The following is a 26,276-nucleotide window of genomic DNA, read 5'->3' as shown; positions in this document are numbered from 1 at the left end:
GAATGACCAAAATCACAGGATGTTTTTGTCAATTCACGCTATAGCGTAACAAAGAATTGAGTTTGGTTCATGGCGTGAATAGTGTGGGTATTTAAAGTAGTGCTAATACCTAAAATCATCTATAAAGTGTCGAAAAATTCGACACTAGAACTCATCGGATACGACAGTTAAATTCCCGATTTTGTAACATATTTGTAGGGCTCTAAATCACAAAAGCGCTATTGCGAACTGATCGAGCCCCATTCAATAATGAAGAGTGTTGAATTGACTGAAGGCAAGGAGCCCGAACATGAAATGGATATTGGTTGCAGTACTCATGCTTTTTCATAACCCCCTAATCGCTTCAACTCAGTATTCTCAAGCGCAATGTAATGAGTTAAAAAAACAAAGAGAATACATTCGTAAGCGCATGAATGCAGGCTATGGTGTTGCTGGCGGCGGGTGGGTGGTTGATATGGCGATAGTGATGTTGATGAAAGCAGGCTAAGCACGGTTCAAAATGACTTTATCGAGCAGATTTATACGTTGCTCAAATCACATTTTATTGATAATACTAAATAATATCATGGATTGAGACGGTTTTATGTCGGTGAGTTATTACGATCAGCAAGCTGCGAGCTTTGCGCATGACACCCTCAGTGTCGATATAACGTTGCTTTATGACGAGTTTTTGCCGCTGCTGGCGCCGGGTAGTGTTATCGTCGATGCCGGTTGCGGTGCAGGTAGGGATAGTCGCTTTTTCCTGTCTAAAGGGTTTCAGGTATTGGCCTTTGATGCCAGTAAGGCGCTGGTCGACATCGCTGAACAAGTTACCGGTATCGCGGTGGCACATAGTACCTTTCTTCGCTTTACCCCTCCGATCAACGTTGATGCTATTTTGGCGTGTGCCTCGCTGTTGCATGTGCCTAAAGTTGAGCAGCAAGCTACGTTTCAGCATTTAGCGCAATGGTTAAAACCCGAAGGGATCCTGTACTGCTCATATAAGTATGGTGACAACGACTATGCTAAGGCAGGGCGGCAATTTACTAACGCCAATGAGGCGCGCTTGGCTGCGTTTTTAGAGGGCGCTGGTTTGCGTATAAAAAAAGTTTGGATCACCGCCGATGCACGCCCAGATCGCGCTGACGAACAATGGTTAAACGCGATTTTGGTGAAAACTGCCTGATGGTGCAGCAGTTATTCCAAGGCAAGGTGCTTACTACAGGTGGCGAAAATGACCCGCTATTACCCAAGTTATTAACGGCAATTAATCACGCGACAGAAGTGGAAATCAGTGTGTCGTTTATTCAGCCATCGGGGTTGCAGTTGCTGTTGCCAGCGTTAACCGATGCGTTAAGCGCTGGCGCTAAAATCAAAATACTGACCTCTGATTATTTGCATATCACCTCGCCAGAGGCATTACGCCAGCTGTTGCTGCTTTGCGAGCAAGGCGCCCAAGTGAAGCTGTTTTGTTGCCAAGCTAACACGCCGTTTCATATGAAAGCCTATATCTTTGTCAAAGGCTATGAGGGGGTGATGGAAGAGGGCTGCGCTTATATTGGCTCCAATAACATTAGCCGTACAGCACTGTTAAATTCTCATGAGTGGACATTACGCCATGATTTTCAGCAGAAATATGCTGTTGAGTGTCAGTTTACTGATATTCGCCAACAATTTGTTGCCATATTTAGTCACCCACAAAGCCAGCCACTAACAGAAGCACGATGGGCGGCTTATTTGCAGCGCTACCAACAAAATAAACAACAACGCTTACAGTTAGTGGATGCGGTTATTGAAGAAGAGCCGCGTTTTACGCCCAATGAGGCACAGATGTTAGCATTAGCGGCGTTAACAGAAAGTCGGCAACAAGGTTATAAGCGCGGCTTAGTGGTTCTTGCAACCGGCATGGGTAAAACTTGGCTGGCAGCGTTTGACGCCAAGCAATTGGCCGCCAAACGTGTGCTTTTTGTGGCCCATCGTGAAGAAATCTTATTGCAAGCGCAGCAAAGCTTTAGTCAGTTAAACCCGAATAAAAGTAGTGGTTTATATCTCGGTTCAGAAAAAGCACCCGAGGCTGACTTGTTATTCGCGTCTATCCAAACGTTAAGTAAAGTAGCGCACTTGCAGCAGTTTAAACCTGATCACTTTGATTATGTGGTTGTCGATGAATTTCATCATGCTGCCAGCCCCAGTTATCAGGCATTGTTACATTATTTTACCCCTGAATTTCTGTTGGGGCTAACCGCCACGCCTGAGCGCAGTGATCAGGCGGATATTCTGGCGCTGTGTGATAACAATTTGGTGTTTGAACGCAATCTTGTGCATGGCATCGAAAGCCGTATTTTGGTGCCATTTCATTATTATGGCATTTACGATCAGTTTGTTGATTACCAAGAGATCCCCTGGCGCAGTGGTAAGTTTGATCCCAAAGCTTTAGACAGCGCTTTTGCTACGCGCAAGCGGACTGCACACATTTTTGAGCACTGGCAAAAACACAAACAACAGCGCACCTTGGCCTTTTGTGTGTCACGCCGACACGCCGATTACATGGCCTAGTATTTTAATGCGCAGGGCATCGCTGCGGCTGCGGTTTATCAAGGCAGCGCATTAAGGCGCAATGAAGCATTAAGCTTATTGCAGCAAGCGCAGTTGAGTGTGCTGTTTTCGGTTGATTTATTCAACGAGGGAACTGACTTACCCGCTATTGATACGGTGTTGATGTTACGGCCAACAGAGTCAAAGATTTTGTTTTTACAACAATTAGGTCGTGGGTTACGCCAAGCTGAACACGTCGGCAAAACGCATGTGGTGGTGCTTGATTTTATTGGTAATCATCAGTCATTTTTAAATAAACCGGCAGCGCTGTATAACGTGAGTGGTGTTAAAGCCATTATTAGCACATTGGCAAAGCAGCCGGTGATTGCGCCAGGTTGTTATATTAATTTTGCACCTGAGGTTGTCAACTTTTGGCAGCAGCTTGTGCGTAACATGAAAAACACGGCGGCTGAAGATTTTCAACAATTGCAGTTAGAGCTTGGGCATCGCCCCACGGCGGCAGAGTTTGTGCTAGCGGGGTTCGATATCAAAAAAGTGCGAGATAAACACGGTAGCTGGTTTAACTTAGTAGCAGAGCAAACTGAAGATGCTGAAATGGCGTTGCTGCTTGAACGTTATGGCAGTTGGTTACGCGAGGGGGTCGAAACGACCGGCATAAACAAATGTTTTAAAATGATCTTGCTGCGGGCTTTTTTAGCGTTAGATGGGTTTAGTGCGCCTGTTAGTACTCACCAATTAGCTAAACAAAGCCGGCAACAAATTTGGCGGCGGCCAGATTTAGTAGAGAAAGACGTTCCCGCTGCACTTAGGCAAGACAATAACAGTGAAAAATGGCATCAGTATTGGTATAAGAACCCGATCCATTTTTATGCCAAGCAAGATAAAGCGGCTAGCAAGCCTTGGTTTGTTTTGAATGCAGGGCGGTTTGCCGCTAACTTTGAGGTTCGTCCTGCTGATATTGAAGCGCTCACGGCGTTAACACATGAGTTAATTGACCTGCGATTAGCGCAATATTTATTGCGTGATGCCCTGGTTTGATAAATCTTAAACACCTTAGTAGGCAAAATCGAGTTGGCTAAAAAGCAGTTCGCTGGGTTAAATCGACATGTTGCCACCAAAATTGCACTTCCTCGAACCACCGCAATGTCTCTTATTGGAGTGTTATGCCGGGTTGAAATGGTGTTCGCTTGGCAATAGCTGCCGCATTAAACCGACATGCGGCGGCCACATCTTGGTATTTTGCATGAATGTCGTCGCTAGATGCACACAACTATCTTACCAATATCCGATTTTAGTTATTACCACAAAGTTTGCGCTCGCCGCATGGCAGTGTTTTGGTGGTTACCTTGCTCCTTATCTCACTAATTAAAATAATTTATCTTAACTTCCCTTTAAAATCGTGGGTTAGCAGAGAGGGGGCAGGCTTTTTTTCATTAATTGAAAAGGGGTTTTTGTGTCTTTACTCCGCTCATTTTTACTTTTGGTAAGCTATGTTTAAGTGCTTTCACCATAATTTAACCAAGAAATTGGTTGACAAATTGGCAAGAAATAAATAGCTTTGCTGTCATACCGGGTGGTAAGCTTATGACTTTAGACAAGCAATTTACGGTCGGTACCTGTTAGTTCTACAACAGCATTTACGCGTTGCAACAATGCAACAACACAGTTTTTTGTGGTGTACAAACGTTTCTTTGCACCATTGTCAGTGCAGCAAAAAAATTAGGGGTGAACAATGTCAAAACCAACGATCGGCTTCATCGGCCTTGGCCTTATGGGCGGCAACATGGTCGAAAATCTACAGAAAAAAGGTTATCAGCTGACGGTAATGGATCTTAACAAAGACGCAGTTGCAGCCTGTGTTGCCAGAGGTGCATCTACAGCCAGCACGGCAAAGGAACTGGCCGCATCAGTTGATATCGTCATGCTTTGTCTCACCACCTCAGCTATTGTTGAAAAAGTGGTTTACGGTGAAGAGGGTATTCTCGCAGGCATTAAAGCCGGGGCAGTACTGGTAGACTTTGGTACCTCTATTCCAGCGTCAACGCGCAAAATCGGTGCTGACCTCGCCAAAAAAGGCGCGGGTATGATCGACGCCCCCCTAGGTCGTACACCGGCACACGCTAAAGATGGCTTACTGAATATTATGGCTGCCGGTGACCAGGAAACCTTCAACAAAGTGCAGCCGGTGTTGCAAGATCAAGGCGAAAACGTGTTTTATTTGGGCGAATTGGGTGCAGGCCACACCACAAAACTTATCAACAACTTCGTTGGTATGACAACCGTTTGCGCCATGTCTCAGGCATTTGCTATTGCTGATCGTGCTGGTGTTAATCGGCAACAACTATTCGACATTATGTCGACCGGGCCTTCCAGCTCACCCTTTATGAAGTTCTGTAAGCACTATGCAGTAGACAATGTGAGTGATCTTGGGTTTTCACTGGCTAATGCTAACAAAGACCTTGGCTATTTCCTGCAAATGGTTGAAGACCTTGGCACCGAATCAAAGATTGCCAAGGGCTCATCAAGTGATTTGCAAGCCGCATTCGATGCTGGCATGGGCAACGGCAACGTGCCAGAGATCTTCGATTACTACCGCGAACTTAACAAATAGCGCGATTTGTCAGCCTGTCGACGCTATCCGAGCTATACATTCCTCGAAGAGGACAGTCGCTCGTTTTTAAAGCAGCATCGACGGTGGATAAGGCGCTAATAAGATGGAATTTATTAGCGCAGGAAGTAACTCCCTTACTTCATGCTCTTACAGTAATGAAGCGAGTCTCAGTATTGAGGTGCAAAAACCATAATGCGTTTATTCAAAGATTATCTGCTAAACATGTGCCTGGCTCTGGTATTAGTCCCAGTATCAGTTACTGCATTCGCAACTGAATATTTTGTCGCGAATAAAGACTACTACCAGGCGATTTCATCGAAACTGGTTGCAGGTGACAAGATCATCTTGAAAAACGGGGTGTGGACAGACTTTGAGATCCTGCTGGAAGGGCAAGGTGAAGCTGATGCGCCTATAACGTTAACGGCAGAAACCAAGGGCCAAGTGATCCTGTCTGGCCTGTCTAATCTGCGGTTAGCCGGTCAGCATCTAGCCGTTTCTGGTTTGGTGTTTAAAAACGGTTATACCCCCAGCAGTGCCGTTATTGAGTTTCGCAAAAACAGTAATGCGTTAGCCTTTCACTCACGGGTGACGGAAGTCGTTATCGATAACTATAACAACCCGGATAAGCAGGAATCGGATTATTGGGTAGCCTTATATGGGCAGCATAATCGGTTAGACCACAGTCATTTCGTGGGAAAACGTAATAGAGGCGTTACCCTAGCGGTTAGGTTAAATAGCGAACAGAGTCAGCAAAACTATCACCAGATTGATCACAATTACTTTGGTTATCGCCCTACCTTTGGCTCTAATGGTGGCGAAACACTGCGCATTGGCACCAGCCATTATTCGCTTACCGATTCTTATACCTTGGTTGAAAACAATTACTTCGAACACACCAATGGTGAAGTAGAAATTATTTCGATCAAGTCCGGCAAAAATACCCTACGTGGCAACGTGTTCTTTGAGGCCCGCGGCACGCTGACCCTGCGCCATGGTAACGGTAATATCGTCGAGCAGAATATATTTTTAGGAAACGGCGTGGAGCACACTGGTGGGATACGTGTTATCAACAAAGATCAGGTGATCCGTAACAATTATCTGCAAGGTTTAAAAGGCTATCGATTTGGCAGTGGCTTTACGGTGCTAAATGGCGTCCCGAACTCGTCAATCAACCGCTATCATCAGGTCGAAAACGCCCTTATCGTTAACAACAGCTTTATAGACGTTGATCATATGCACTTGGCGGCCGGTAGCGATGCCGAACGCACCGCGGTGCCTATCAACTCCGTGATGAAAGATAACCTGATTATCAATACCAATAAACAGCAGCCTTTCAGCCTGTTTGATGATGTAAGCGGCATAAAACTCTCCGGTAATATTGCCAATACCGAGCTGCCAGTCGCGCTGAGCTATGGTGTAAAACGCCAGAACGTCGCCCTTAAAAAAGCTGAAAACGGCCTGCTTTATCCCGTGTCGGGCAAGCTAAACGCTGGGGCGAAGCGCGACTTAAAAGTACTGTCTAAACAAGATACTGGGGCAAGTTGGTATCCGAAATCGCCTGGGTTTGTCACATTTGATTCAGGTCAAACACATCAAGTGGCACAGGGTGAAACGGCTTTATTAGCGGCAATAGACCAAGCCGGTGAAGGTGACGTTATTGTGCTGGCTAATGGTCAATATGATGTCTCAAAACTGATCAAAATTAATAAAACGTTAACCATCAAAGCGGCACAAGCAGGTCAAGCCACGTTAACCTTTGAACGTTCCGCCTTGTTTGAAATTCAGAACGGCGGCAGTTTGAAACTTGAGGGCTTAGTGATCTCTGGGGCAAATAGTCCTGACTCGGCGGGTAATTCTGTGGTTCGAACCCAAAAATGGGGCATGGTTGATAACTACCGCTTTGTGCTGCTGAACTCACACATCTTAGCGCTGGATATCAATCATACCTTTGATTTTTTCGTCACGGGCAAGGGTGCCTTTGCCGATGAGATCAGCCTGATGGGTAACACTTTTGACAATGTGACCGGCGATATTCTGGTTCTTAATACTGAAATTGAAGATTTGGGCATTTATAACGCCGAGTATGTCACGGTAAAAAACAATACCTTTAACAATGTGCAGGGGGCGGTGGTGAAGCTTTATCGTGGTGGTACCGATGAAAGCACGTTTGGGCCGCTTTTGCATATGGCAGATAACACGTTAAACCAAGTGGGTTATGGCAAGCGCAACAAAAATAAATCCAGCTTGTATTTGCACGGTGTGCAGGTTGCCAACATTCTGCAAAACACGCTAGTTAAGTCTGCGCCAATAGTGGTAGAGCATACGGTTGGTGAGCCCATAACGGTTATTAAGAACAATCTTTTTGATGCCACACAAGCACCCACTGTCACTGAACTCAGGGTTGAAGGGCCGCACACGGCAGTCATTGACGATAACAAAACCCTAAATACTGACAAGAGGTAGCTGCAGATGAACATGTCAAAATTACTGTTAAAAGTAACGTCGCTGATACTGGTTACCTTGGCCTTTATACTGCCATTTGCTGTGCAAGCGGCTCATCCTAATTTGGTGATTACACCCGCTGATGTGTCTGAGATGCGCAAGGCCATTTCTAAGCCAGGACGATTCTCTAAAGCGTATAGCGATCTAAAAAGCCAAGTTGATCTGCAATTGACTCAGCCTATCAATGTTCCTGTACCGAAAGACGGTGGTGGCGGTTTTACCCATGAACAGCATAAGAAAAATTATCAGCTAATGTACAACGCCGGCATTGTTTATCAGCTTAGCCAAGATAAAACTTATGCCAATTATGTACGTGATATGTTGCTGGCTTATGCAAAGTTGTATCCAACATTAGATGTGCACCCCGCACGAAAAGTGGAGTCACAAAATCCCGGCAAGCTGTTTTGGCAAAGTTTAAATGAGGCCGTTTGGTTGGTACATACCATCCAGGCTTACGATTTTGTTCACAGTGCGCTCAGTGCACAAGACAGAAAGCGCATTGAAACCAAGCTGCTTAAGCCTGTTGCGCTGTTTTTGTCAGAGGGGCAGCCCTCTACCTTTAACAAAGTGCATAACCATGGTACCTGGGCAACCGCCGGGGTGGGTATGGTCGGTTATGTGATGAACGAGCCAGAGTGGGTTGAAAAAGCGCTTTACGATTTGGAAAAATCAGGCAAAGGCGGGTTTTTAAAGCAACTGGAAGAATTATTTTCCCCTCAGGGTTACTACAATGAAGGGCCATATTACCAGCGTTACGCCTTATTGCCTTTCGTTACCTTTGCCAAAGCGATTGAAAATAACGAACCGCAAAGAAAGATCTTTCAGTATCGTGATGGGATTGTATTAAAAGCTATAGATACCACTGTTCAATTAAGTTATGACGGTTTGTTCTTCCCCATCAACGATGCGATAAAAAGTAAGGGTATCGACACCATCGAGTTGGTGCATGGCGTTGCGCTGGCATACAGCCTAACAGAGGCGCCAGGCTATCTGGATATCGCTAAGCAACAGGATCAGATTATTCTCTCTGGCGATGGCCTAAAGGTAGCGCAAGCGCTGGATAAAGGTTTGGCTGAAGCCTATCAATTTGACTCCGTTGCCTTTGGTGATGGCAGTGATGGCAAGCAAGGCGCGCTAGTGATTATGCGCAGCCAGTTAGCGGGTGATCAGGCCGTACTGTTTAAACCTGCAGCTCAAGGTCTTGGCCATGGCCACTTTGACAAGCTCACCTGGCAGTTTTATGACCTGGGTAAAGAAATTGTCTCTGATTATGGTGCGGCGCGTTTTCTCAATGTGGAAGCCAAATTTGGTGGCCGTTACCTGCCTGAAAACGAGAGTTACGCTAAGCAAACGGTGTCGCACAATACGGTGGTGGTGGATGAAACCAGTCACTTTAATGGCGACGTTGAGGTAGGCAACCAGCACTCGCCTGTACTTAATTACTTTGAAACCAGCCCGTTTGGCTCTGTTACCCGCGCGCATATTGATACGGCTTACCAAGGTGTTCAGTTAAAGCGGACTATGGCGTTGGTTAATTTACCAGAACTTAAAAAATCCATAGTGTTGGATGTGTTTGATGTTGTTGCAGAGAAAGCCCATCAACTTGATCTGCCGCTACATTACCAAGGCCAACTTATTGACACGAACTTTGAATTGTCGGTGAGTACCCAACAGCTTTCGGCGCTAGGCACTAAAAATGGTTATCAGCATCTGTGGCTTAAAGGCCGTGGTTTACCCAAGCAGGGGCTGGCTAAGGTGTCCTGGTTGAATGAGAATGGACGCTTCTATACCCACACTAGTTTAGTCGATGGTCAGGAAGAATTTCTGTTCACCCAGATCGGGGCCAACGATCCTCACTTTAATCTACGCAATGAGCAAGCTTTCGTCCGCAGAGTAGAGAACAGCAAGCAACATCACTTCATTTCCGTACTTGAACCTCACGGCGAATACAATCCAAGCGAGGAATACACGCTAGATGCAGAAAGTCAGCTCACTGAGCTTGGCTACAGCCAACAAGATGAACTGCTGTTGGTCGATATCACTATCGCAGGTAAGTCATACCTGATTGCGATTAACCAAGCGGCAGAGGGTTCAGTTAATCAACAATTTCAATATCAACACCAATCGTATGTCATTAACGGTCGACTGGCTGTTTTTGCACTGAACGATGATGAGGAGTAAGACATATGAGCAAGCAAAGTAACCATTTTATCTCTGGTGCTGAGGCCGAGATTGAAGATTTGGGCGGCGGCTTAAAACGTCAGCTACTGGGTTATAACCACGAGCTGATGATGGTGAAAGTGTGGTTTGCCAAGGGTGCCGAAGGTTATGTACACAAACATCGTCATTCACAGGTGACCTATGTGGAAGAAGGAGAATTTCACTTTAATGTTGGTGGGGAAATCAAAGTGATGAAACCCGGCGACAGTTGCCTGATCCCTCCTTTTGTAGAGCACGGTGCAGTATGTCCTACCGGCGGTATCTTAATTGACACCTTCAGCCCGCCCAGAGAAGACTTTCTAGAGGATTAATCATGAAAATTAAAGGTTTACGCTGGTGGGTGGTGATGTTGATCGCGCTGGCGACCATCATTAACTACATTGACCGTCAATCGCTCAGTGTGCTCTGGCCAGCTATTGTAGAGGATTTATTTCCTGAAAAATCGGCACTGGAACGCAAACAAATTTACGCAAACATCTCTGTGGTGTTCGTGTTCGCCTATGCCTTTGGTCAGGCGATCTTTGGCAAGATTTTTGACTGGGTGGGTACCCGCATCGGTTTCGTGCTCTCTATCGGTGTCTGGTCATTGGCGACCATTATGCATGCTCTTGCACAAGGCGTGCTGAGTTTCGCTATTTTCAGAGCGATCTTGGGGGTTGCCGAGGCGGGTAACTGGCCAGGGGCTACTAAGGGTAATGCTGAGTGGTTTCCAATCAAAGAGCGTGCATTAGCGCAGGGTATTTTTAACTCAGGTGCGGCCATTGGCGGCATTATCTCTATCCCATTGATTGCGTTTCTTACCGTTTATTTTAGTTGGCAAATGGTGTTTGTGATTATCGGTCTGGTGGGTTTTCTTTGGCTGGTACCTTGGCTGATTTTAGTTAAAGCGCCACCTGCCATGCATTCATGGATTACCGAAGAAGAACGCGACTATATCCTGACCGGTCAAAAACCGAAACTGACGCCGCAGCAGGCAGCTTTGCCAGAAGAGGCAGAATATAACCCTACTACCAAGGAGCTGCTTTCTCGCAAGGAAAGCTGGGGCGTCATTATTGCCTCTGCGGCCATCGATCCAATTTGGTGGTTGTTTGTGTTTTGGATCCCAATTTACCTGAATGAAGTTTACGGTATGGATGTGAAGTCTATCGGGATCTATGGCTGGGTACCTTATGTGGGCGCAATGTTTGGTGCCTGGTTTGGTGGTTTGCTGGCCCAGAACAGACTGAACGCGGGTTGGAGTGCGGATAAAACCCGTAAACTGACCATCACCTTGGGCTGCTTAATTATGTTGCCATCATTACTTGCGATGGCCGATCCAGGAGAGCCTGTTATTGCGGTGTTAATTATGGCCGTGATTTTATTTGGTTTCCAAACGGCTATAGGTAACGTGCAAACACTTCCTAGCGATCTTTACAGCAAGCGTGCAGTAGGTACCTTAGCCGGGTTTTCTGGCATGGCGGCTAAGTTAGGCGCAGTGGGGCTGACCTCTTTAGTGCCTTATCTTACAGCAGACGGCAATTACACTCCCGCGTTCGTGATAGGTGCAGCATTAGCCATAACTGCAGCTGCCGCGGTGTGGATTTTGATCCCCCGTATCGAACCTTTGAAGAAAACTGAGTAAGAACATGACGAAGATATTTTTTCTTGGTGAGTGCATGGTTGAACTAAGAGAACAGGATGACTCGACGATGGGGCATTCGTTTGCTGGTGATGTCTATAACTCAGCGGTATATATGAAACGCTGTTTTCCAACAATAACCGTATCCATGATCACCGCCATTGGTCGTGACCGACTCAGTGACAAAATGCTTAGCCGATTTAAAAGTGAGGATTTAGACACACAATTTGTGTTTCAACATCCAAGCAAAGTGGCGGGTATGTATTTCATTGAGACTGATAGCGCGGGTGAGCGGCGTTTCACCTACTGGCGTAACGATTCCGCCGCCAAAAAAGTGGTGCAGTTTCTAACTGATGATGTGGTGGAACAATTAACGGCAGCGGACATGTTCTTTTTCTCAGGCATTCCGCTGGCCATTATTGACGAAGACAGCCGGGACGCCTTTTGGCAAAAACTGGCACGCTTAAAGCAGGCTGGCGTGAAACTGGTGTTTGATCCCAATTATCGGGCGCAGCTTTGGGCGAGCAAAGATGCGGCAATTGAGCAGTTTAATAAAGCCTTTCAAATAAGTGATATCGCCTTACCTGGCGTTGAAGATCTCAGCGTGCTTTATGGCATTGCGTCTGCAGAAGAGGCACTAGACTTTTGCCAGCAATATCAACTGGAGGAATTGGTGGTAAAAAATGGGCCGAAATCCGTTGTCACACAAATTGGCACAGAACGGCACAGCCACCAGATCACCCCTGTTACCAATGTGGTGGATACCACCTCTGCCGGAGATGCGTTCAATGGCGTTTATTTAGGGGCGCGTTTGTCAGGACGATCGGTCTTTGAAGCGGTACAACTAGGCGCTAAAGCCGCCGGTACGGTGATCCAGCACCCGGGCGCGATAGCTCCTTTGGCAGCATTCAAACAGGCCATGTCTGAAGTAGGCATATAGCTGTTACGGCAAAACAACATACATTATTAATTAAAGAGATATTCAGACATGACGCGTTTTTCTGAACTGATGGCAAAACAGACATTACTCCCTATTATTCAAGCGCAATCACCAAAACAGGGTGTGCAAATTGCCCAAGCTATGGCGGATGCCGGTCTTACTCTGGTCGAAGTAGTATTGAGAACAGAAGCTTCTCTTGCCGCTTTAACGGCGATTAAGCAAGAAGTGCCGCAACTGAAAGTCGGCGCAGGGACGGTGATCGATGCCCGGATCTTGAATCAGGCACTGCAAGCCGGTGCTGACTTCATTGTCACCCCAGCAACCTCAAAGACGCTATTGACTGAATTGGCAAGCTGTGGCGTGCCGGTGCTACCGGGTGTGTCTAATACCGGTGATATTTTGCTGGCGTATGAGCATGGCTACTCGGAAATGAAACTTTTTCCGGCTTCACTGTCGGGCGGGGTGCCCTTCTTGCAGGCGGTATCGTCGGTATTCCAGTCGGTTCGTTTTTGTCCGACCGGTGGCGTCAATCAGCAAAATATGCAGGACTATTTGTCATTGAGCAATGTGTTTGCGGTAGGTGGAACCTGGGTTGCACCTGCCAAGTGGGTTGAACAGGGTAATTGGCAAGCCATTACCGCCGCCTGCTATCAAGCGTTGAATAGACAAGGTGCAGAAATGACCCATTCAGTGACTTAGAAGCACTCGGGGATCGTCTTGGTAGAGCAAAAGGAACAACAATGAAACCCATAAACCGCATGTTGACGCTGAGCTTAATGTTATTGGCCGTTTTCGTCACTTACGCCAATGAAAATGACCAGAGTGACAGCAATATTGTAATGCCAGTATCCCACCAACAATTAGCGCAAGGGGTATTACTGGGAAATTTTACGCATTTGGATCCTGCGAAAAAACCCAGTGAAAACTTTGATCTGCTTGATTGGAGTTTAACGCTGCCAACGGATCTGAACAAAGATAAAAAAGCCGACATTGTTTACGAGCGGGCATTAGCTGATGGCTTTGAACTGAAACCGTTGTTTTACACCGCCGAGGATGGCGGTATGGTGTTCGCTTGTCCAAATGAAGGTGCCAAAACTTCAAGCAATACCAAGTATGCCAGAACAGAGTTGCGCGAAATGCTCAGGCGCGGCAATACTCAGATCAAGACGCAAGGTATAACCAAGAATAACTGGGTTTTTAGCCAAGCGCACGGTTCAGTTAAACGCAATGCTGGCGCTGTTGAAGGCAGCCTAGAAGCAACGCTTGCCGTTAATAGGGTATCGATAACGGGCGATGAGAAACAAGTCGGCAGAGTGATCATTGGCCAGATCCATGCAACAGACGATGAGCCCATTCGACTTTATTACCGAAAACTCCCTAATAATGAAAAGGGCTCTATTTATTTTGCGCATGAGATCAATGGCGGCGATGACGTCTGGGTTCATATTATCGGCTCGCGCTCTCACACCTTAGTCAATCCCGAAGATGGCATCGGATTGAATGAGAAGTTCAGCTATAAAATTACAGTGGAAAACAGTGAGTTGTTTGTCACTATCATTCGTCCTGGCAAAGCCAATATCACTAAATCCATAGATATGAGTAAAAGTGGTTATAACAGGAATAATCAATATATGTACTTTAAAGCGGGTGTTTATAACCAAAACAATAGCGGCGATCCTCGAGACTATGTGCAGGCGACGTTCTATCACCTTGATAACCAGCACGATAATTAGCCATTTTTGTTGAATGCAACGCTAAAGGCATATTCATCAAAGCGCAAATTGGTTAACCAATTTGCGCTTTTTTTATGGCATTTTAGCTGTTTATCTTTATGGTGTTTTACCTTTTGCATCTTTTAAACTCTCATTGGTAATTAACATTGGTAATATCAATAATTAATAATTGGTTGATATAGCGGTTTGATTTGGTTATATTTCGAACGTTAAATAAATTTCTTACAGGTAACAGGTAAACCTAACCGCACAAAATAATAACGGAGAACAGGATATGTCGCTGATATTTGATAATGATGCCGACAGATGTACACAAGAGAAACACTTCAGGCTTTCGCCTGTCGCCACAGTGGTAAAAATGGCACTGGTTGTCTCTCTTACCAGTTTTATTGCGATGTCTGCCAAAGCGCAAGACACGAATGCTGAACCGAAAAAAGAAGCTGAAAATATTGAAGTTGAGGTGATTGAGGTTATAGGTACCCGTAAAACCATCCAGGACCAAATTGCCATAAAGCGTGAAGCGACTTCGGTGGTTGATGGTTTATCAGCTGAAGATATCGGTGATTTACCTGCACTGTCAATTGGTGAAGCCTTAGAGTCAATAACGGGTGCCGCCTCTCACCGTGAAAATGGCGGTGCGACAGAAATTACGATTCGCGGTTTAGGCCCCTTCTTGAGTGCCACGCACATTAATGGTCGTGAAGCGACAAATGGTAGTGGTGACCGCTCAGTTAACTTTTCACAATTTCCGTCTGAGTTAATGCAAAAAGTGGCGATTTATAAAACTCAGGACGCATCACTGATCGAAGGGGGTGTGGCCGGTGTCATTACCTTAGAAACGCTAAAGCCTTTAGATTACGGTAAACAGCAAATTCAGGGGGAGGTAAAAGTAAATTATAACCCTGATGAAGCTAATATTGACAACTCATTACACGGCAATCTAGGTGGTCGGGTAACATTCAGCCTTGTTGACCAATTTGAGTTTGACAATGGTCAGGCCTTAGGGGTTTCGTTTGGCGTGCAACGTCAGGATATCAGCCAACCTGAAGCGGAATATCGCAGTTCAGGCCCGACTGGCGCTTCTTTATGGGCATGTTTAAACGATCCCACTAACACCAATGAAGGTTTTTTCCGCAGTACGGCCGGTGATTGCGAAGATCGGGTGGTGGGTAGTAGTAATCAAGGTTATCAAACCGCGATTAACCCCGTGACGGGTGAGGCACAAAGTGCGGGTACGCCTTACGCTTGGACGGGTAGTAGCCGTAGTTACCGCCAAAATGAAACGTCTGATGAGCGTGATGCTGTGTTTCTTGCGTTACAATATCGCCCTTCCGATGCGTGGGATATCAACTTTGACGCGCAAATCTCGGATCGTAATCAAGCGGAAGCACGTCATGACTTACTGTTCTTACAAAAGCGCGTTACGCCGGGTGTCACTGGTGAAAATCTGATTGTTAATGATGTAGGCGGCATTCTGCAATGGCAAGGCGAAGAGCGTTTTGAGTCCGCCGGCGAGCAGTTTTCTCGTGAAGAAAATTATGTTGGTTACGGCCTGAATGTTGAACACTTTTTCAGTGACCGCTTAACGATCACGGCCGATTTTGGTTACTCGCAAACCAAACGTGAAGAGTTGCAAATTTCTAACCGGGGTAGAACGATTGACCGGCCCTTTTTAACGTGGGAAATGGGCAAGTATATCCCGCATATTACCGTCACTGATTTTGATGTGACCGACATCTCGAATTTCACAGATAGCTTACGCACCCGTCTTGATAGAGAAGGTGTGCGTGAAAACGAGATTGTTTCTGCACGCTTGGATTTCAAATATGCGCTGGAAAGCAATGTGTTTTCCAGTGTGCAAGGTGGGGTGAGAGCGTCAGAGCTCAGTTTTGTGCAGCTTGGTGGTAACCAAGGTAGTGGTTCACGTACGGAAATATTGCTGGATGAAAGTGCAATATCCGCATTAGACGTATTGCAGCAATGTCAGATCAATTTCCCTGAAACCGACTTATTATCCTCTGTGTCTGATGGCAATCTGATTACCCACATCGACAGTAACGGTAACGTCGTGGCCAGTGGTACGGGTTCATCATGGGCCACTTACGATAATGTCTGTTTCTCACAAGCACTTGTGAATTCAGTTGGTGGGAGCTTTGCCTACCCGGAAGTTGAGTATCAAAACTCGGGAACTCAGGATGTTACTGAAAAAACCCTGTCGGCTTATCTGATGGCCAACTACGATACTGAAATGTTCGGTAAGTTTATTCGCGGTAATTTTGGTGTGCGGCTGGTTGATACCGACGTTACTTCAATTGGTTTTAGAAACAGCTTTGATGTTGTTACCAATGAATTAGGGGTGCTGAGCCTGGTTACCGGCGATTCGTTAGAGTCGATTACTGGCGGCGGCGGTTATACCGAAATACTCCCTAGCTTTAACCTGGTCGTCGATTACAGTGACAACATTTTGCTGCGGGCCGGTATTTACCGGGGCATGTCACGAGCGAACCCCAGTGATATGAGTTATAGCCGCACATTCCAAACGGATGATGATGTAGCGCCAACGTCCTTGGCAGACTTATTTGTCGGCGTGAATGGTTCAGGTAACCCCAATATCAAGCCTCTGATGTCATGGAATTACGATGTCGCATTTGAATGGTATCCTAACGAAGATTCCATCTTCGCGCTAAGCCTCTATTACAAACAATTCCAGGGTGGGTTCCAACAACGCACCGTATTGGAAGACTTTCTTGTTGACGGTCAGACGGTAACCTTGCCGATTACCAATTCGGTCACTACGGACAATGAAAGTGACCTGTACGGCTTAGAGGCGTCAATAGCCTATCGCTGGGACAATGGTCTTGGCGTTAAGCTGGGTTACAACTACGCCGATACGGACTTCGAGTTTGAAGACAGCTTGTACGGTAATACCTTTATTACCGATTTAGATGGCACCACGCGTCAATTGACGGCAGGTATTGTGCCACCTGGCTCGGTCCCTGGCTTTTCTGAACATGTATTCAGTGGTCAGATCTACTATCAAATCGGCGATTTTGATACGGCACTTATTTACAAGTATCGCAGTGAATACTTCCAGCCCTATACCACTGACGGAACCCGACTGCGTTATGTTGATGAAGTGGGCGTATGGGAAGCCCGCGCCTCTTACCGCATTAATAAAAATATTCGGGTAAAAGTGGAAGCGATTAACCTGTTCAGTGCACCCAAATCACAGGATTTCTTTGTGCAGGGTAACTTGGGCGAAGTTAACGACTACGGTCCGCGATTCTTTGCCGGTATTAGTTTGAAGTACTAATCGATTCACTAGAGATCTGAATCAGAATGCGGGAGAAAGTCGAAGCCCGCGAGTATTGACCTATATTACTTTTGTTCAGTCACTAAGCCACTTGTTAGTACTGAACCATTAGGAGCAGAAAGCATGTTTAAACAGTCTCTGATAGCCATCATCTTGGCAACCGCTTTGGTCGGTTGTGGTGGTGGTGATAATAACGAACTGGCTGGCAATAGCAGAGGAAGTATCAGTATCAGTGGTGGCGCATTAATCGCAGGCACCACCCTCTCGGCATCGGTAACGGATGCCGACGGCATTAAAAGCGACACCCTAGTTTACCAGTGGTCAACGGGGACAACGGGATCGTCATACACCATCACTGAAGCGGATGAAGGTTCTACCATCTCCGTGTCGGCCAGATATACCGATGAAAAAGGCATTACAGAAGGCGTAGGGGCATCGACGTCTGTGATACTGCCTACCCTGGATGTCAATGCCAATGTGGTAAAAGGGCCAATAGACGCCGCAAATTGCGAAATATTTGCTGTGACTGACACGGGTGTTGCAGCAACACCGGCTCAGGCCACGGCTATCTCCAATAGTATGGGTCGCGTCACTTTTACTAATGTGCATTTTGAAGGTACGGGCTTAATTTCGTGTTCAGGCGGTACCTATAAAGATGAGTCAACCGGCTTAATGCTGGAAGCGCCTACCTTAAGATCGGTGGTGAATGTGGTGGAAGGCACTGCAGATACGCCTGCACCTTCTTATGTTGTGTCGCCTTTAACGGAAATGGCGGTTCAGGCAGCAGGTGCCAACTTAAACACCTTTGCTGAGCGTGCTCGAGTCATCAATGTACGTTTTGGTATTCGTTTTGATACTACAACTGTGTTACCGACCGAGATTGGCGTTGTAGATCTGGGCGCTGCTGGTGCAGCAGATGCCGACCGCTATGGCTCGGTATTAGCACTGTTGTCGCAACTCGATGCCGACAACGTTGACAAAAACATGGCAACGTTAATCGCCGACATCGCGGCTGATTTGGCTGATGGTGCCTTTTCAGAGGGGTTGTTAGCTGCCCTTGAAACGGCCCAGCTTAATTTACAAAGTATGTCAGTTATCGCAAATAAAGTGGATGTCTCTTTACTTAATATTATTGGTTCTGCGATTGGCTACAACAACACCCCTGTTGCTGCAATCATTGAAGGGACCTTGAGTGGCACCATTCAACATACTGCCACCGAGCCGTTAACGGGTTCTGTTATTGTGATTGACCCGAACTTTGGCGAAGATGAAATTCTGGCACAAAATAGCGAGCTGCTCGACTATGGTACTTTCAGTATCAGTGCCCAAGGCAATTGGTCATACACTGTCGATGTGAACAACGAAACGGTTGCCAGCCTAGAACTTGGCAACTCTGTGAATGATACGGTGACCATCACCTCGATTGACGGAACGACTGCTGAAATCAAGATCCGCATTGCAGCGTTAACGCAATTAGTGAAGATTTCGGATACGGGTAATGACACTGGTGAAATTCGTTTTAGTGTTAACAATTTACGTAAAGGTAAACTCAGTGCGTCTTTTGCTAAAGATGAAACCCTGGGCAGTGATGGCAATATAAAAGATGCCTATATTACACTGTATGGTTCTTCTGGTAGTTCCAGTGAGGCGTTGATTGATTTGCGTATTCAAGGTTCGCAAACGGGCAGTGATGGTATGCCGATTGCACCTCGCTTCTTGGTTAGAAACACAGAAAGTGCCGCTTATCCGGGTGTCATCGTTACCGCTCCCTTTGTGGAAGGCGAATTCTATAACGTTGACATTACCTGGGATTTAGATGCCGCTGAGCAATTAACCCTTACGATTAACGATGAAGTGATTGGTGGTGGGTCGTTCTCCACTGCGGCGGTAGTTGATCCTGATTTTGTTAATCTGGAACAGTGGTTCGCCGATGGCGTTAAAGCGGTACAATTTAGATTGGGTGACAATGATCGAACCATCCCTTTTGGTTCTTTTTATGTAGATGATATTGAGGTCTATTCAGACGTTGCAGGTACCACCCGCGTATTCGCAGATGATTTTGAAAGCTACGCCGAGGGTGACACCCTGGATGGTGTCGGCAGTCTTTATAACTTAGCGATCTACTCTGAAGTTGTGGTATTTGATGTTGGGGATGGCACTGTTGAGCCAACGCCAGCCGTTTTCTTTGACTTAACTGCGTCTATTGCAAGCAATGCTACTGCAGCCTTGACCGGAACCGTTACTGTGGTTGACCCAGATGAAGGTGAAGCCTTTATTATGCCAGCCTCGCTCCGCAGCCGATTTGGCGACTTTGCTATTCTGGAAGACGGTTCTTGGAGCTACTTGCTTGATACGACCAACGCTACCATTGCGGCTTTAGTGAGCGGTGAACGCGAAACCGATACGATCACCATTGAATCTTTCGATGGCACCACCGCAGAACTGGTGATTACTATCAATGGTGTGGGTGGCGAAACCGCAGGCGCCAATAAGGTTGCAGTGATTATTGATACCGATCCAACGGATACTGGCGAGCTACGTTATGCGCTTGGCAGTAATGGCCCACTGGCACAAGGTCGAATTACCGCATCGGTTAAGCGTTTAGATGATGAATTAGGTGATGGTGATGCGTTTATCACGCTATTTAACTCTGCCACCAATAACAATGGTGCGATCTTAGATCTACGTATCACAGACGATAGCTTTGCGGTTCGTAGCCCAAGCAATGTTGATACGTCGGCAGCCACCGTGTTGTTAGATACCTTTATGGACATTGTTATCACGTGGGAATATCCAAATGGTAACTTAGAGGTTAATCCGCTGGTAACGGTTGAAGTAGACGGCGTCAGTTTTGTGGCTGAAGGCTTTACACCAGATAACAGTTCTACCGGTGGTGTCACGCACGTTGCATTCCGGTTCGGTGACAATAGTGGCGTACGACCAGAGACGGCTAAATTTACGGTGGATGACTTAGTCATTTACGCGGATAAGGCCGGCAATAATGTGGTATTTTCTGACGATTTTGAGTCATATAATAATGGTGATTCTCTTGGCGCAGATAACTCGGCATCACCCTATAACTCAGCAACCTCTGAGGCAAGTATTGAGACTATTGGTGAAGCGAGTGGCCCTGGCACACCGGGCAATAAAATTGCTGAAATACGGGATACCGATCCGACTGACACCGGCGAGTTAAGATATGCGCTTGCCGACAAAGGCCCGCTGGCTGAAGGTCGCTTTGTGCTTGCCATCAAACGTTTAGACGATGAAATGGGTGATGGCGATGCCTATATTACGCTGTTTAATTCCGCCACCAATAACGATGGGGCGATTTTAGATCTGCGTATCACTGACGATAGCTTTGCGGTTCGCAGCCCGGCAGGTGTCGACACCTCCGCAGCCAACGTCTTGCTGGATGAATTTATGCATGTGGTGATTACCTGGAAGTACCCAGGTGGCAATCTTGAAGTGAATCCGGTGGTCACGGTTGAGGTTGACGGTGTGCGGTTTACGGCCGATGGCTTTACGCCAGATAATAACTCCTTCGGTGGTGTCACTCACATTGCGGTAAGATTTGGTAGCAACAGCGGCACCATACCTGCAACCGGTGTGGTATCGGTAGATAATATTGCTATTTATGCCGATGCAGAGGGCAGAACCCTATTGTTCTCAGACGATTTTGAATCTTATGCCGTGGGTGACTCGCTGGATACAGACAATTCTGCGTCACCTTATAACTCAGCAACTAATGAGGCGGTTGTCGCGGTGGAATAACACCTTTACTATACTGCTGGGTGAGCGCTCAGAGATTAAACGTGTAGTGTAAATAGTAAGGCGGGAATTATCCCGCCTTCTTTTTACTGTAACTCAAACCCTTAGTGTTTACGTTACTCGTACAGCGCTTATGTTATTCGCTAGCCGAATATCCGGTGTGACTGTTTTTAATTTCATAGAAGGTGGCTTGCACAAACTCTGCTGGATTGCTTGAATTGTTAACGTTATATACGCCCACTTTAAAATAGTGGTACTGACCCGGCTGATCATACAAACTTTCAGCCATATCATACTGGGCCACAACATCGGCCTTGCCTGCACGGCTAATCGTCACGGTGAGTAAGTTGAAATTAACGCTGATGTGATAACTAAAAACCTCATTCAGGGCGATTCCCTCCACCGGGTTTGCGGCGGTATTGCTGCGTGAGCCAATCATGTCAACATAGCTTTCAATGTTTCTACCTTGGCTGTCTTTCACCCGGCTCTCATGCGCGAAATAGATAGCACCGCGTTCATTTCCTGGCAGTTTTCGATAGTATAAGCGAACCGGTTCATCATCATTAGCGTGGATCTGACCAATGATTACCCGGCCAATCTGAAAATTTTCGCCAGTGGTGGTAACCTGATTAACCGCCATCTTTACCCGCAAATCGCCGTCATAGCCGCCTGCATTCTGCCGCCCTTGTGCTGAGGCACTGCCAAACACCCAGTTATTTTTATTCACGCCTTGCGTGCTGATACTACGGTCGCCACGGCGTAACATTTCTCTTAGTTCAACCCGTACATAGCTAGTATTGGCAGAGGTTTTAAAGCCATAACTGGGTGAGCGCATCACAATGCCGCCATCAGCTGAGGCATAAAAGAATTCAGAATTGGTATAACCGTTTGCAAGGTCTGTTTCAAAAATGGAGTCAGCGGTGCCACTGTTGTCCTCATCGGTAGGGATGCTCAGGTACCAGTCGATTAACTCGATACCCAATTCATTAGGAAAACGTTCGTTGAAGTTGCCGCCGGCATCTTGGCAATAATGCGCCTGAACTTCAACAATGGCATTATTTTGGTTTTCGTTATTACCAAGCCCGATTAGCTTGATATAGCGGGCTGATGTCGGCTCGATTTTTACTAGTTCAAAACCACTATGTCTGCCGCTGGAATCTGCTTGCGTTAATACGGTGGTCCAACTCGTGTTATCGCTCGAAGTTTCCACAGAAAATCTTGCGATACGTTTATTCCCTTCAAACCATTTAATGGTCAGTGCACCCAGTGTTTTAACGCTTCCCAAATCTAATATTAGCGCGGCATTTCTAACATCGTTTGACCATCTGGATTGGGATGATGTGTTGCCATCAATGGCACTGGATGCTGGATATGCCGAGTTCTCCATGGCGTCAGTGGCAGAGCGTATTGGGTACACCTGATTGATGCATTGCTCAGGTGTGACTATCACAGGGGGTGGGGATGTAATATTGGTGGTATTAGTGTCACTACTTCCACCGCAGGCTGTGACAGCTAGAGCTAAATTTATGGCAATAACGAGTTTGCCGAATTGATGGACTCTTTTTGACCGATAAGACATGCCCTTATCTCCTACTAGAACGATAAATAGAACTTGGTATAAATCTGGCGTTGTGGTGATGTTTGGTATTGCTGGTTATGCCATAAATAATTACCGGTTTATCTTTAATGGTCAACCAATTAATTTGAGCGATGGATGCTGGTGTCACATTTAAACCAATATTTCATCGGTAGCTTGGATATGTTCTTCAGTCGCATAGTCTCTTTAAGGTACTTTAAAAAGTAATTTTACTCATTATGAAACAATATAAATATATGATTTTTATATTTTTTTTATGTTGTTTTTAGTTTTTCGCTTATTGGGCAGGAGAGTTTTTTACCAAATAGGTTAACCTTTTGGTTGACCAATATTCTAATAAGGTGTAAACATAAAGCATAATAATAAAATTGCCAGTAGTTGTTCTTTTAAGAATGTTGGCATAAAGGTTCGCGATTAACTTAAGGTCGCAGTTGCGACCCCAAAATATAATTATAATTTTAGACGGGGAACAAAAATGAGACACATGCTATCAAAAATTACCTTAGCGATACTGTCGACAACGGCACTCGGTATCGCGTCTACCGCCAACGCCCAAGAGTCAGAGGTAGAACAAAGCGATATCGAAGTGATACAGGTGACGGGGATCAGAAGCTCCTTAACAAGTGCTTTGGCAGAAAAGCGTAATGCCGGCAGCTTAGTTGAAGTTATTCAAGCAGAAGATATTGGTAAACTACCCGATCAAAATTTAGCGGAAGTGCTGGAAAATATTACTGGTATTCAGATTACCCGCTCAGCGGGTGTCGGTACGGGAGTACAAATTCGCGGTACTGATGCAAACCGCACTGAAATTAATGGTGTATCTACGGTGGGATCGGGTGCAGGGCGCAGTGGTATTGATTTTGAAGATGTTTCTGCATCGATTATTGCAGGTGTCGAAGTCATAAAAGCGCCACAAGCAAAAACGATTGAAGGCTCTGTTGGTGGCACTATTAACTTAAGAACCATTCGCCCACTTGAGTTAAGTGAAACGCTAGCCGCATTTAGAGTGCAAGGTGAAGAAAGCAGTTTATCTACCGATGGCGTTAAACCGCGCTTATCAGGAACCTTTGGTGATAATTGGGAAAATGACAATGGTGAGTTTGGTTTTGTCATTAGTGGCAGTTATGCAGAGCAGGATGTAACCGCATTTCGCCCCCGAGCTGACCGTGATAATCTTGTTCGCTCTGACAGTGGTTTAGCCAGCGCACAAAGTTTCCATTATCTACCCATTCAGTTTCTGATCCAGGATTACGATAACTTTGAATATGAGACAAAAAATTTCGCTGGTTCTTTTGAGTGGGCGCCAAACAGCAACAACAAATTTTGGTTTGATGCGATTATAAATGATCAGGACCGTCGGGAAGAAAGTTCCAGGGTTCAGGCGTCAGGGGTAAGTGATCTTATTGGTGTTTCGGTTCCAACTGAATTTGAAACAATTAATTTTGGCTCTTTAGATGGTGTCGAGCTTGGCAGCATTCAAGCCGCACTTAAAGGTATTATTCCGGTTCAGTCTGACGGTTCGGACGGTAATTTACGCTTATCCAGTGACACCAGTTCTCGGGCCACCAAGAGCAAAATATTCCGGCTAGGTGGGGAACACCAGGGGGATAATTTTAAAATAAGCGCCGAGATATCCTCATCTTCATCTGACTCTGCGACCCCCCGAATTGATACTACGCTCAATTTTGTCAATCCCAATGCGGCAATTGGGTCAGCTAACGATAATGGTGTCCCGTTTGAGTATGACTTAAGTGGTGGTGCCTTGGCCTTCGGCATTGCATTTGGTGCAGAAAATGCGCCTGCTCCTGCTGATTTGCTCGACCCAGCCAACTACAGGTTGCAAGCGGTAGCACTAGCAAATAATACCAATGAAAATACCGAAGATGCCATGCGTGTTGATTTTAGCTACGACTTGAATATGTCGATTTTTACTACGCTTGACGCAGGTTATCGTTATAACAAGACATCCAGTGTGTCCAACGTTGTGGGCTCAAATCTTAGTTTGTCCAGAATGGTGGATTCTCCCAGTGGCGATTTGTTTGCTGATATTCTGACAACTGGCCCTAATAACTTTAATGCCGCAGATGGCAGAGCGCTTTATATTAAAGATTTTCTGCTGGTGAACCCGGCGTTGGTAGGCTCTGATCCTGATCGGGTATTTACTACGTTAGCTAACGCCATTACTGCCCATGGGGGGACAAGACCACTGAATGCCCCAACGTCATCAGTTGCAGGTTTTTATGATATCAGTGAATCCACTAATGCACTGTATGCTCAGGCAAATTTTGAAACTGGTATGCTTCGCGGTAATCTTGGTGTACGTTATTTAAAAACGGATCTTGATTCAACCGGCAACCGCAGTGTTAACGGAGATGTCGTCGCAGAAACTAGCTCAAGTGATTACAGTTTTGTGCTGCCGCGGATTAATCTGGCCGCCGATGTAACCGACGATCTGGTGCTGCGCGCTGCTTTTGGGAAGGATATTCGCCGTCCGAATTTTAGTGACCTTTCAACTTCTTATACATTTAGTACTAGCCCTAATCCACCGGTAGCTGGTGGTAATCCTAACTTAAAACCTGAAGTGGTTACATCCTTTGATATTTCTGCAGATTGGTATTTTGCTCAGGCCGCAGTTGTCAGTATCGGCTATTTCCACAAGATACGTAAAGATGTGCATGTGGGGCAACAAGATGATCCTTATTCAGAGCCTGTCACAGGTTATCGTGACATTATTGGTCCAGAGTGTGAGCAAGGCGGTATCTGGAACCCCATTGCGCTGATCAACGTGTTTGGTCCGGTGAGTTCTAACGTAGGTGTTTGTGTACCATTCTCCACTATTATTAATGACACTAAAGAGACTACGCAAAAAGGCATCGAAATGGCATTCCAGTATGATCTTTCTGCTTTCGAAGATCAGCTTGGCTGGGCATCTGGTTTTGGTGTGGTGGCAAACTATACTATTCAGGAATTCTCTGGTGGTGAAGCGGTCAATACCTCGGCCAGTCGTCCTAGTCAGGTTTTTGCTGCGTCAACAGGTGGTACAGGTTCACTGAACGTTACTGCCGTGCAAGGCTTACTCAACTTATCTGAAAATGCCTACAACTTGACCTTGTATTACGAAAAATATGGCTTGTCTGCCCGGATGCGTTACACCTGGCGAGAAGCGTTTCGTTCAAACGATTTTGGCAGTACATCAAGTTATCCTTGGGGGTTTCCGGTCATTCAGGAAGACCGAGGACAACTTAATGCCAGTATCAGTTATGATGTAAACGATCAACTCAATATTGGCATTGAAGCCGTCAACCTGACGGAATCTGAGGTTCGTCAATCTTGCGTTAATGAAGGCGCGCTACTTTGCTTTCAGGGCTTAACAGACCGTCGAATTACCTTGGGTGCCAGTTACAGATTTTAATTCTACTATCTAGGGCTGGTTGTC

General features: G+C 46.1%; 16 protein-coding genes. 15 read left to right on the top strand and 1 reads right to left on the bottom strand.

From position 1 onward, the window contains the following. The first annotated feature begins 289 nt into the window (after nucleotides 1-289). The 14 genes from ORJ01_RS15300 (at nucleotide 290) to ORJ01_RS15235 (ending at nucleotide 21,246) form a co-directional block, all read left to right on the top strand. Nucleotides 290-487 carry a hypothetical protein gene (locus ORJ01_RS15300; protein WP_306178782.1) on the top strand — a complete coding sequence of 66 codons (198 nt, stop codon included), beginning with the start codon at nucleotides 290-292 and terminating at the stop codon, nucleotides 485-487. Between the two features lie 96 nt (nucleotides 488-583). After that, nucleotides 584-1,165 carry a bifunctional 2-polyprenyl-6-hydroxyphenol methylase/3-demethylubiquinol 3-O-methyltransferase UbiG gene (locus tag ORJ01_RS15295; RefSeq protein WP_306178781.1) on the top strand — a complete coding sequence of 194 codons (582 nt, stop codon included), beginning with the start codon at nucleotides 584-586 and terminating at the stop codon, nucleotides 1,163-1,165. Then, entirely contained in the window at nucleotides 1,132-2,535 is a 1,404-nt protein-coding gene (locus tag ORJ01_RS15290) for a DEAD/DEAH box helicase family protein (RefSeq protein ID WP_306178780.1), read from the top strand. Before ORJ01_RS15295 ends, ORJ01_RS15290 begins: the two co-directional genes overlap by 34 nt. Before the next feature lie 18 nt (nucleotides 2,536-2,553). Next, nucleotides 2,554-3,573, top strand: coding sequence for a helicase-related protein (locus tag ORJ01_RS15285; RefSeq protein WP_371930782.1), 1,020 nt, complete (start codon nucleotides 2,554-2,556; stop codon nucleotides 3,571-3,573). A gap of 694 nt (nucleotides 3,574-4,267) precedes the next feature. Then, nucleotides 4,268-5,146 (top strand): NAD(P)-dependent oxidoreductase, encoded by an 879-nt coding sequence (locus ORJ01_RS15280; RefSeq protein WP_306178778.1) that lies wholly within the window; start codon nucleotides 4,268-4,270, stop codon nucleotides 5,144-5,146. A 192-nt stretch (nucleotides 5,147-5,338) separates the two neighbouring features. After that, entirely contained in the window at nucleotides 5,339-7,609 is a 2,271-nt protein-coding gene (locus tag ORJ01_RS15275) for a chondroitinase-B domain-containing protein (RefSeq protein ID WP_306178777.1), read from the top strand. Between the two features lie 12 nt (nucleotides 7,610-7,621). After that, nucleotides 7,622-9,829, top strand: coding sequence for a heparinase II/III family protein (locus tag ORJ01_RS15270; RefSeq protein WP_371930777.1), 2,208 nt, complete (start codon nucleotides 7,622-7,624; stop codon nucleotides 9,827-9,829). A gap of 5 nt (nucleotides 9,830-9,834) precedes the next feature. Then, nucleotides 9,835-10,179, top strand: coding sequence for a cupin domain-containing protein (locus ORJ01_RS15265; RefSeq protein ID WP_306178775.1), 345 nt, complete (start codon nucleotides 9,835-9,837; stop codon nucleotides 10,177-10,179). Between the two features lie 2 nt (nucleotides 10,180-10,181). Beyond that, nucleotides 10,182-11,489, top strand: coding sequence for an MFS transporter (locus tag ORJ01_RS15260; protein ID WP_306178774.1), 1,308 nt, complete (start codon nucleotides 10,182-10,184; stop codon nucleotides 11,487-11,489). 4 nt (nucleotides 11,490-11,493) lie between these two features. Next, complete coding sequence (locus ORJ01_RS15255) at nucleotides 11,494-12,426, top strand: sugar kinase (RefSeq protein ID WP_306178773.1); 933 nt, start codon at nucleotides 11,494-11,496, stop codon at nucleotides 12,424-12,426. A gap of 48 nt (nucleotides 12,427-12,474) precedes the next feature. Further along, nucleotides 12,475-13,125, top strand: a complete 651-nt coding sequence (eda, locus tag ORJ01_RS15250) for a bifunctional 4-hydroxy-2-oxoglutarate aldolase/2-dehydro-3-deoxy-phosphogluconate aldolase (protein ID WP_306178772.1) — start codon at nucleotides 12,475-12,477, stop codon at nucleotides 13,123-13,125. A 140-nt stretch (nucleotides 13,126-13,265) separates the two neighbouring features. Beyond that, nucleotides 13,266-14,159 (top strand): polysaccharide lyase family 7 protein, encoded by an 894-nt coding sequence (locus ORJ01_RS15245; RefSeq protein ID WP_371930780.1) that lies wholly within the window; start codon nucleotides 13,266-13,268, stop codon nucleotides 14,157-14,159. Between the two features lie 394 nt (nucleotides 14,160-14,553). Next, a complete protein-coding gene (locus ORJ01_RS15240; protein WP_371930779.1) occupies nucleotides 14,554-17,472 on the top strand; it encodes a TonB-dependent receptor in 2,919 nt (972 codons plus the stop codon). Nucleotides 17,473-17,595: 123 nt separating this feature from the next. Continuing rightward, complete coding sequence (locus ORJ01_RS15235) at nucleotides 17,596-21,246, top strand: VCBS domain-containing protein (RefSeq protein WP_306178768.1); 3,651 nt, start codon at nucleotides 17,596-17,598, stop codon at nucleotides 21,244-21,246. Nucleotides 21,247-21,379: 133 nt separating this feature from the next. On the opposite strand, the gene ORJ01_RS15230 is transcribed toward ORJ01_RS15235, so the two are convergent. Beyond that, on the bottom strand, nucleotides 21,380-22,660 hold the full coding sequence (locus ORJ01_RS15230; protein WP_306178767.1) for a polysaccharide lyase family 7 protein: 1,281 nt from the start codon (nucleotides 22,658-22,660) through the stop codon (nucleotides 21,380-21,382). Nucleotides 22,661-23,315: 655 nt separating this feature from the next. Between ORJ01_RS15230 and ORJ01_RS15225 the strand changes: the two genes are divergently transcribed. Beyond that, nucleotides 23,316-26,252 (top strand): TonB-dependent receptor, encoded by a 2,937-nt coding sequence (locus tag ORJ01_RS15225; protein WP_306178765.1) that lies wholly within the window; start codon nucleotides 23,316-23,318, stop codon nucleotides 26,250-26,252. The last annotated feature ends 24 nt before the right edge of the window (nucleotides 26,253-26,276 follow it).

The sequence above is a fragment of the Alishewanella sp. SMS8 genome, assembly GCF_030737935.1.
GTDB classification, from domain to species: Bacteria; Pseudomonadota; Gammaproteobacteria; order Enterobacterales; family Alteromonadaceae; genus Alishewanella; species Alishewanella maricola.
Note: the sequence above shows the minus strand (reverse complement) of the source record. Positions and strands in the feature narration are given on the sequence as shown.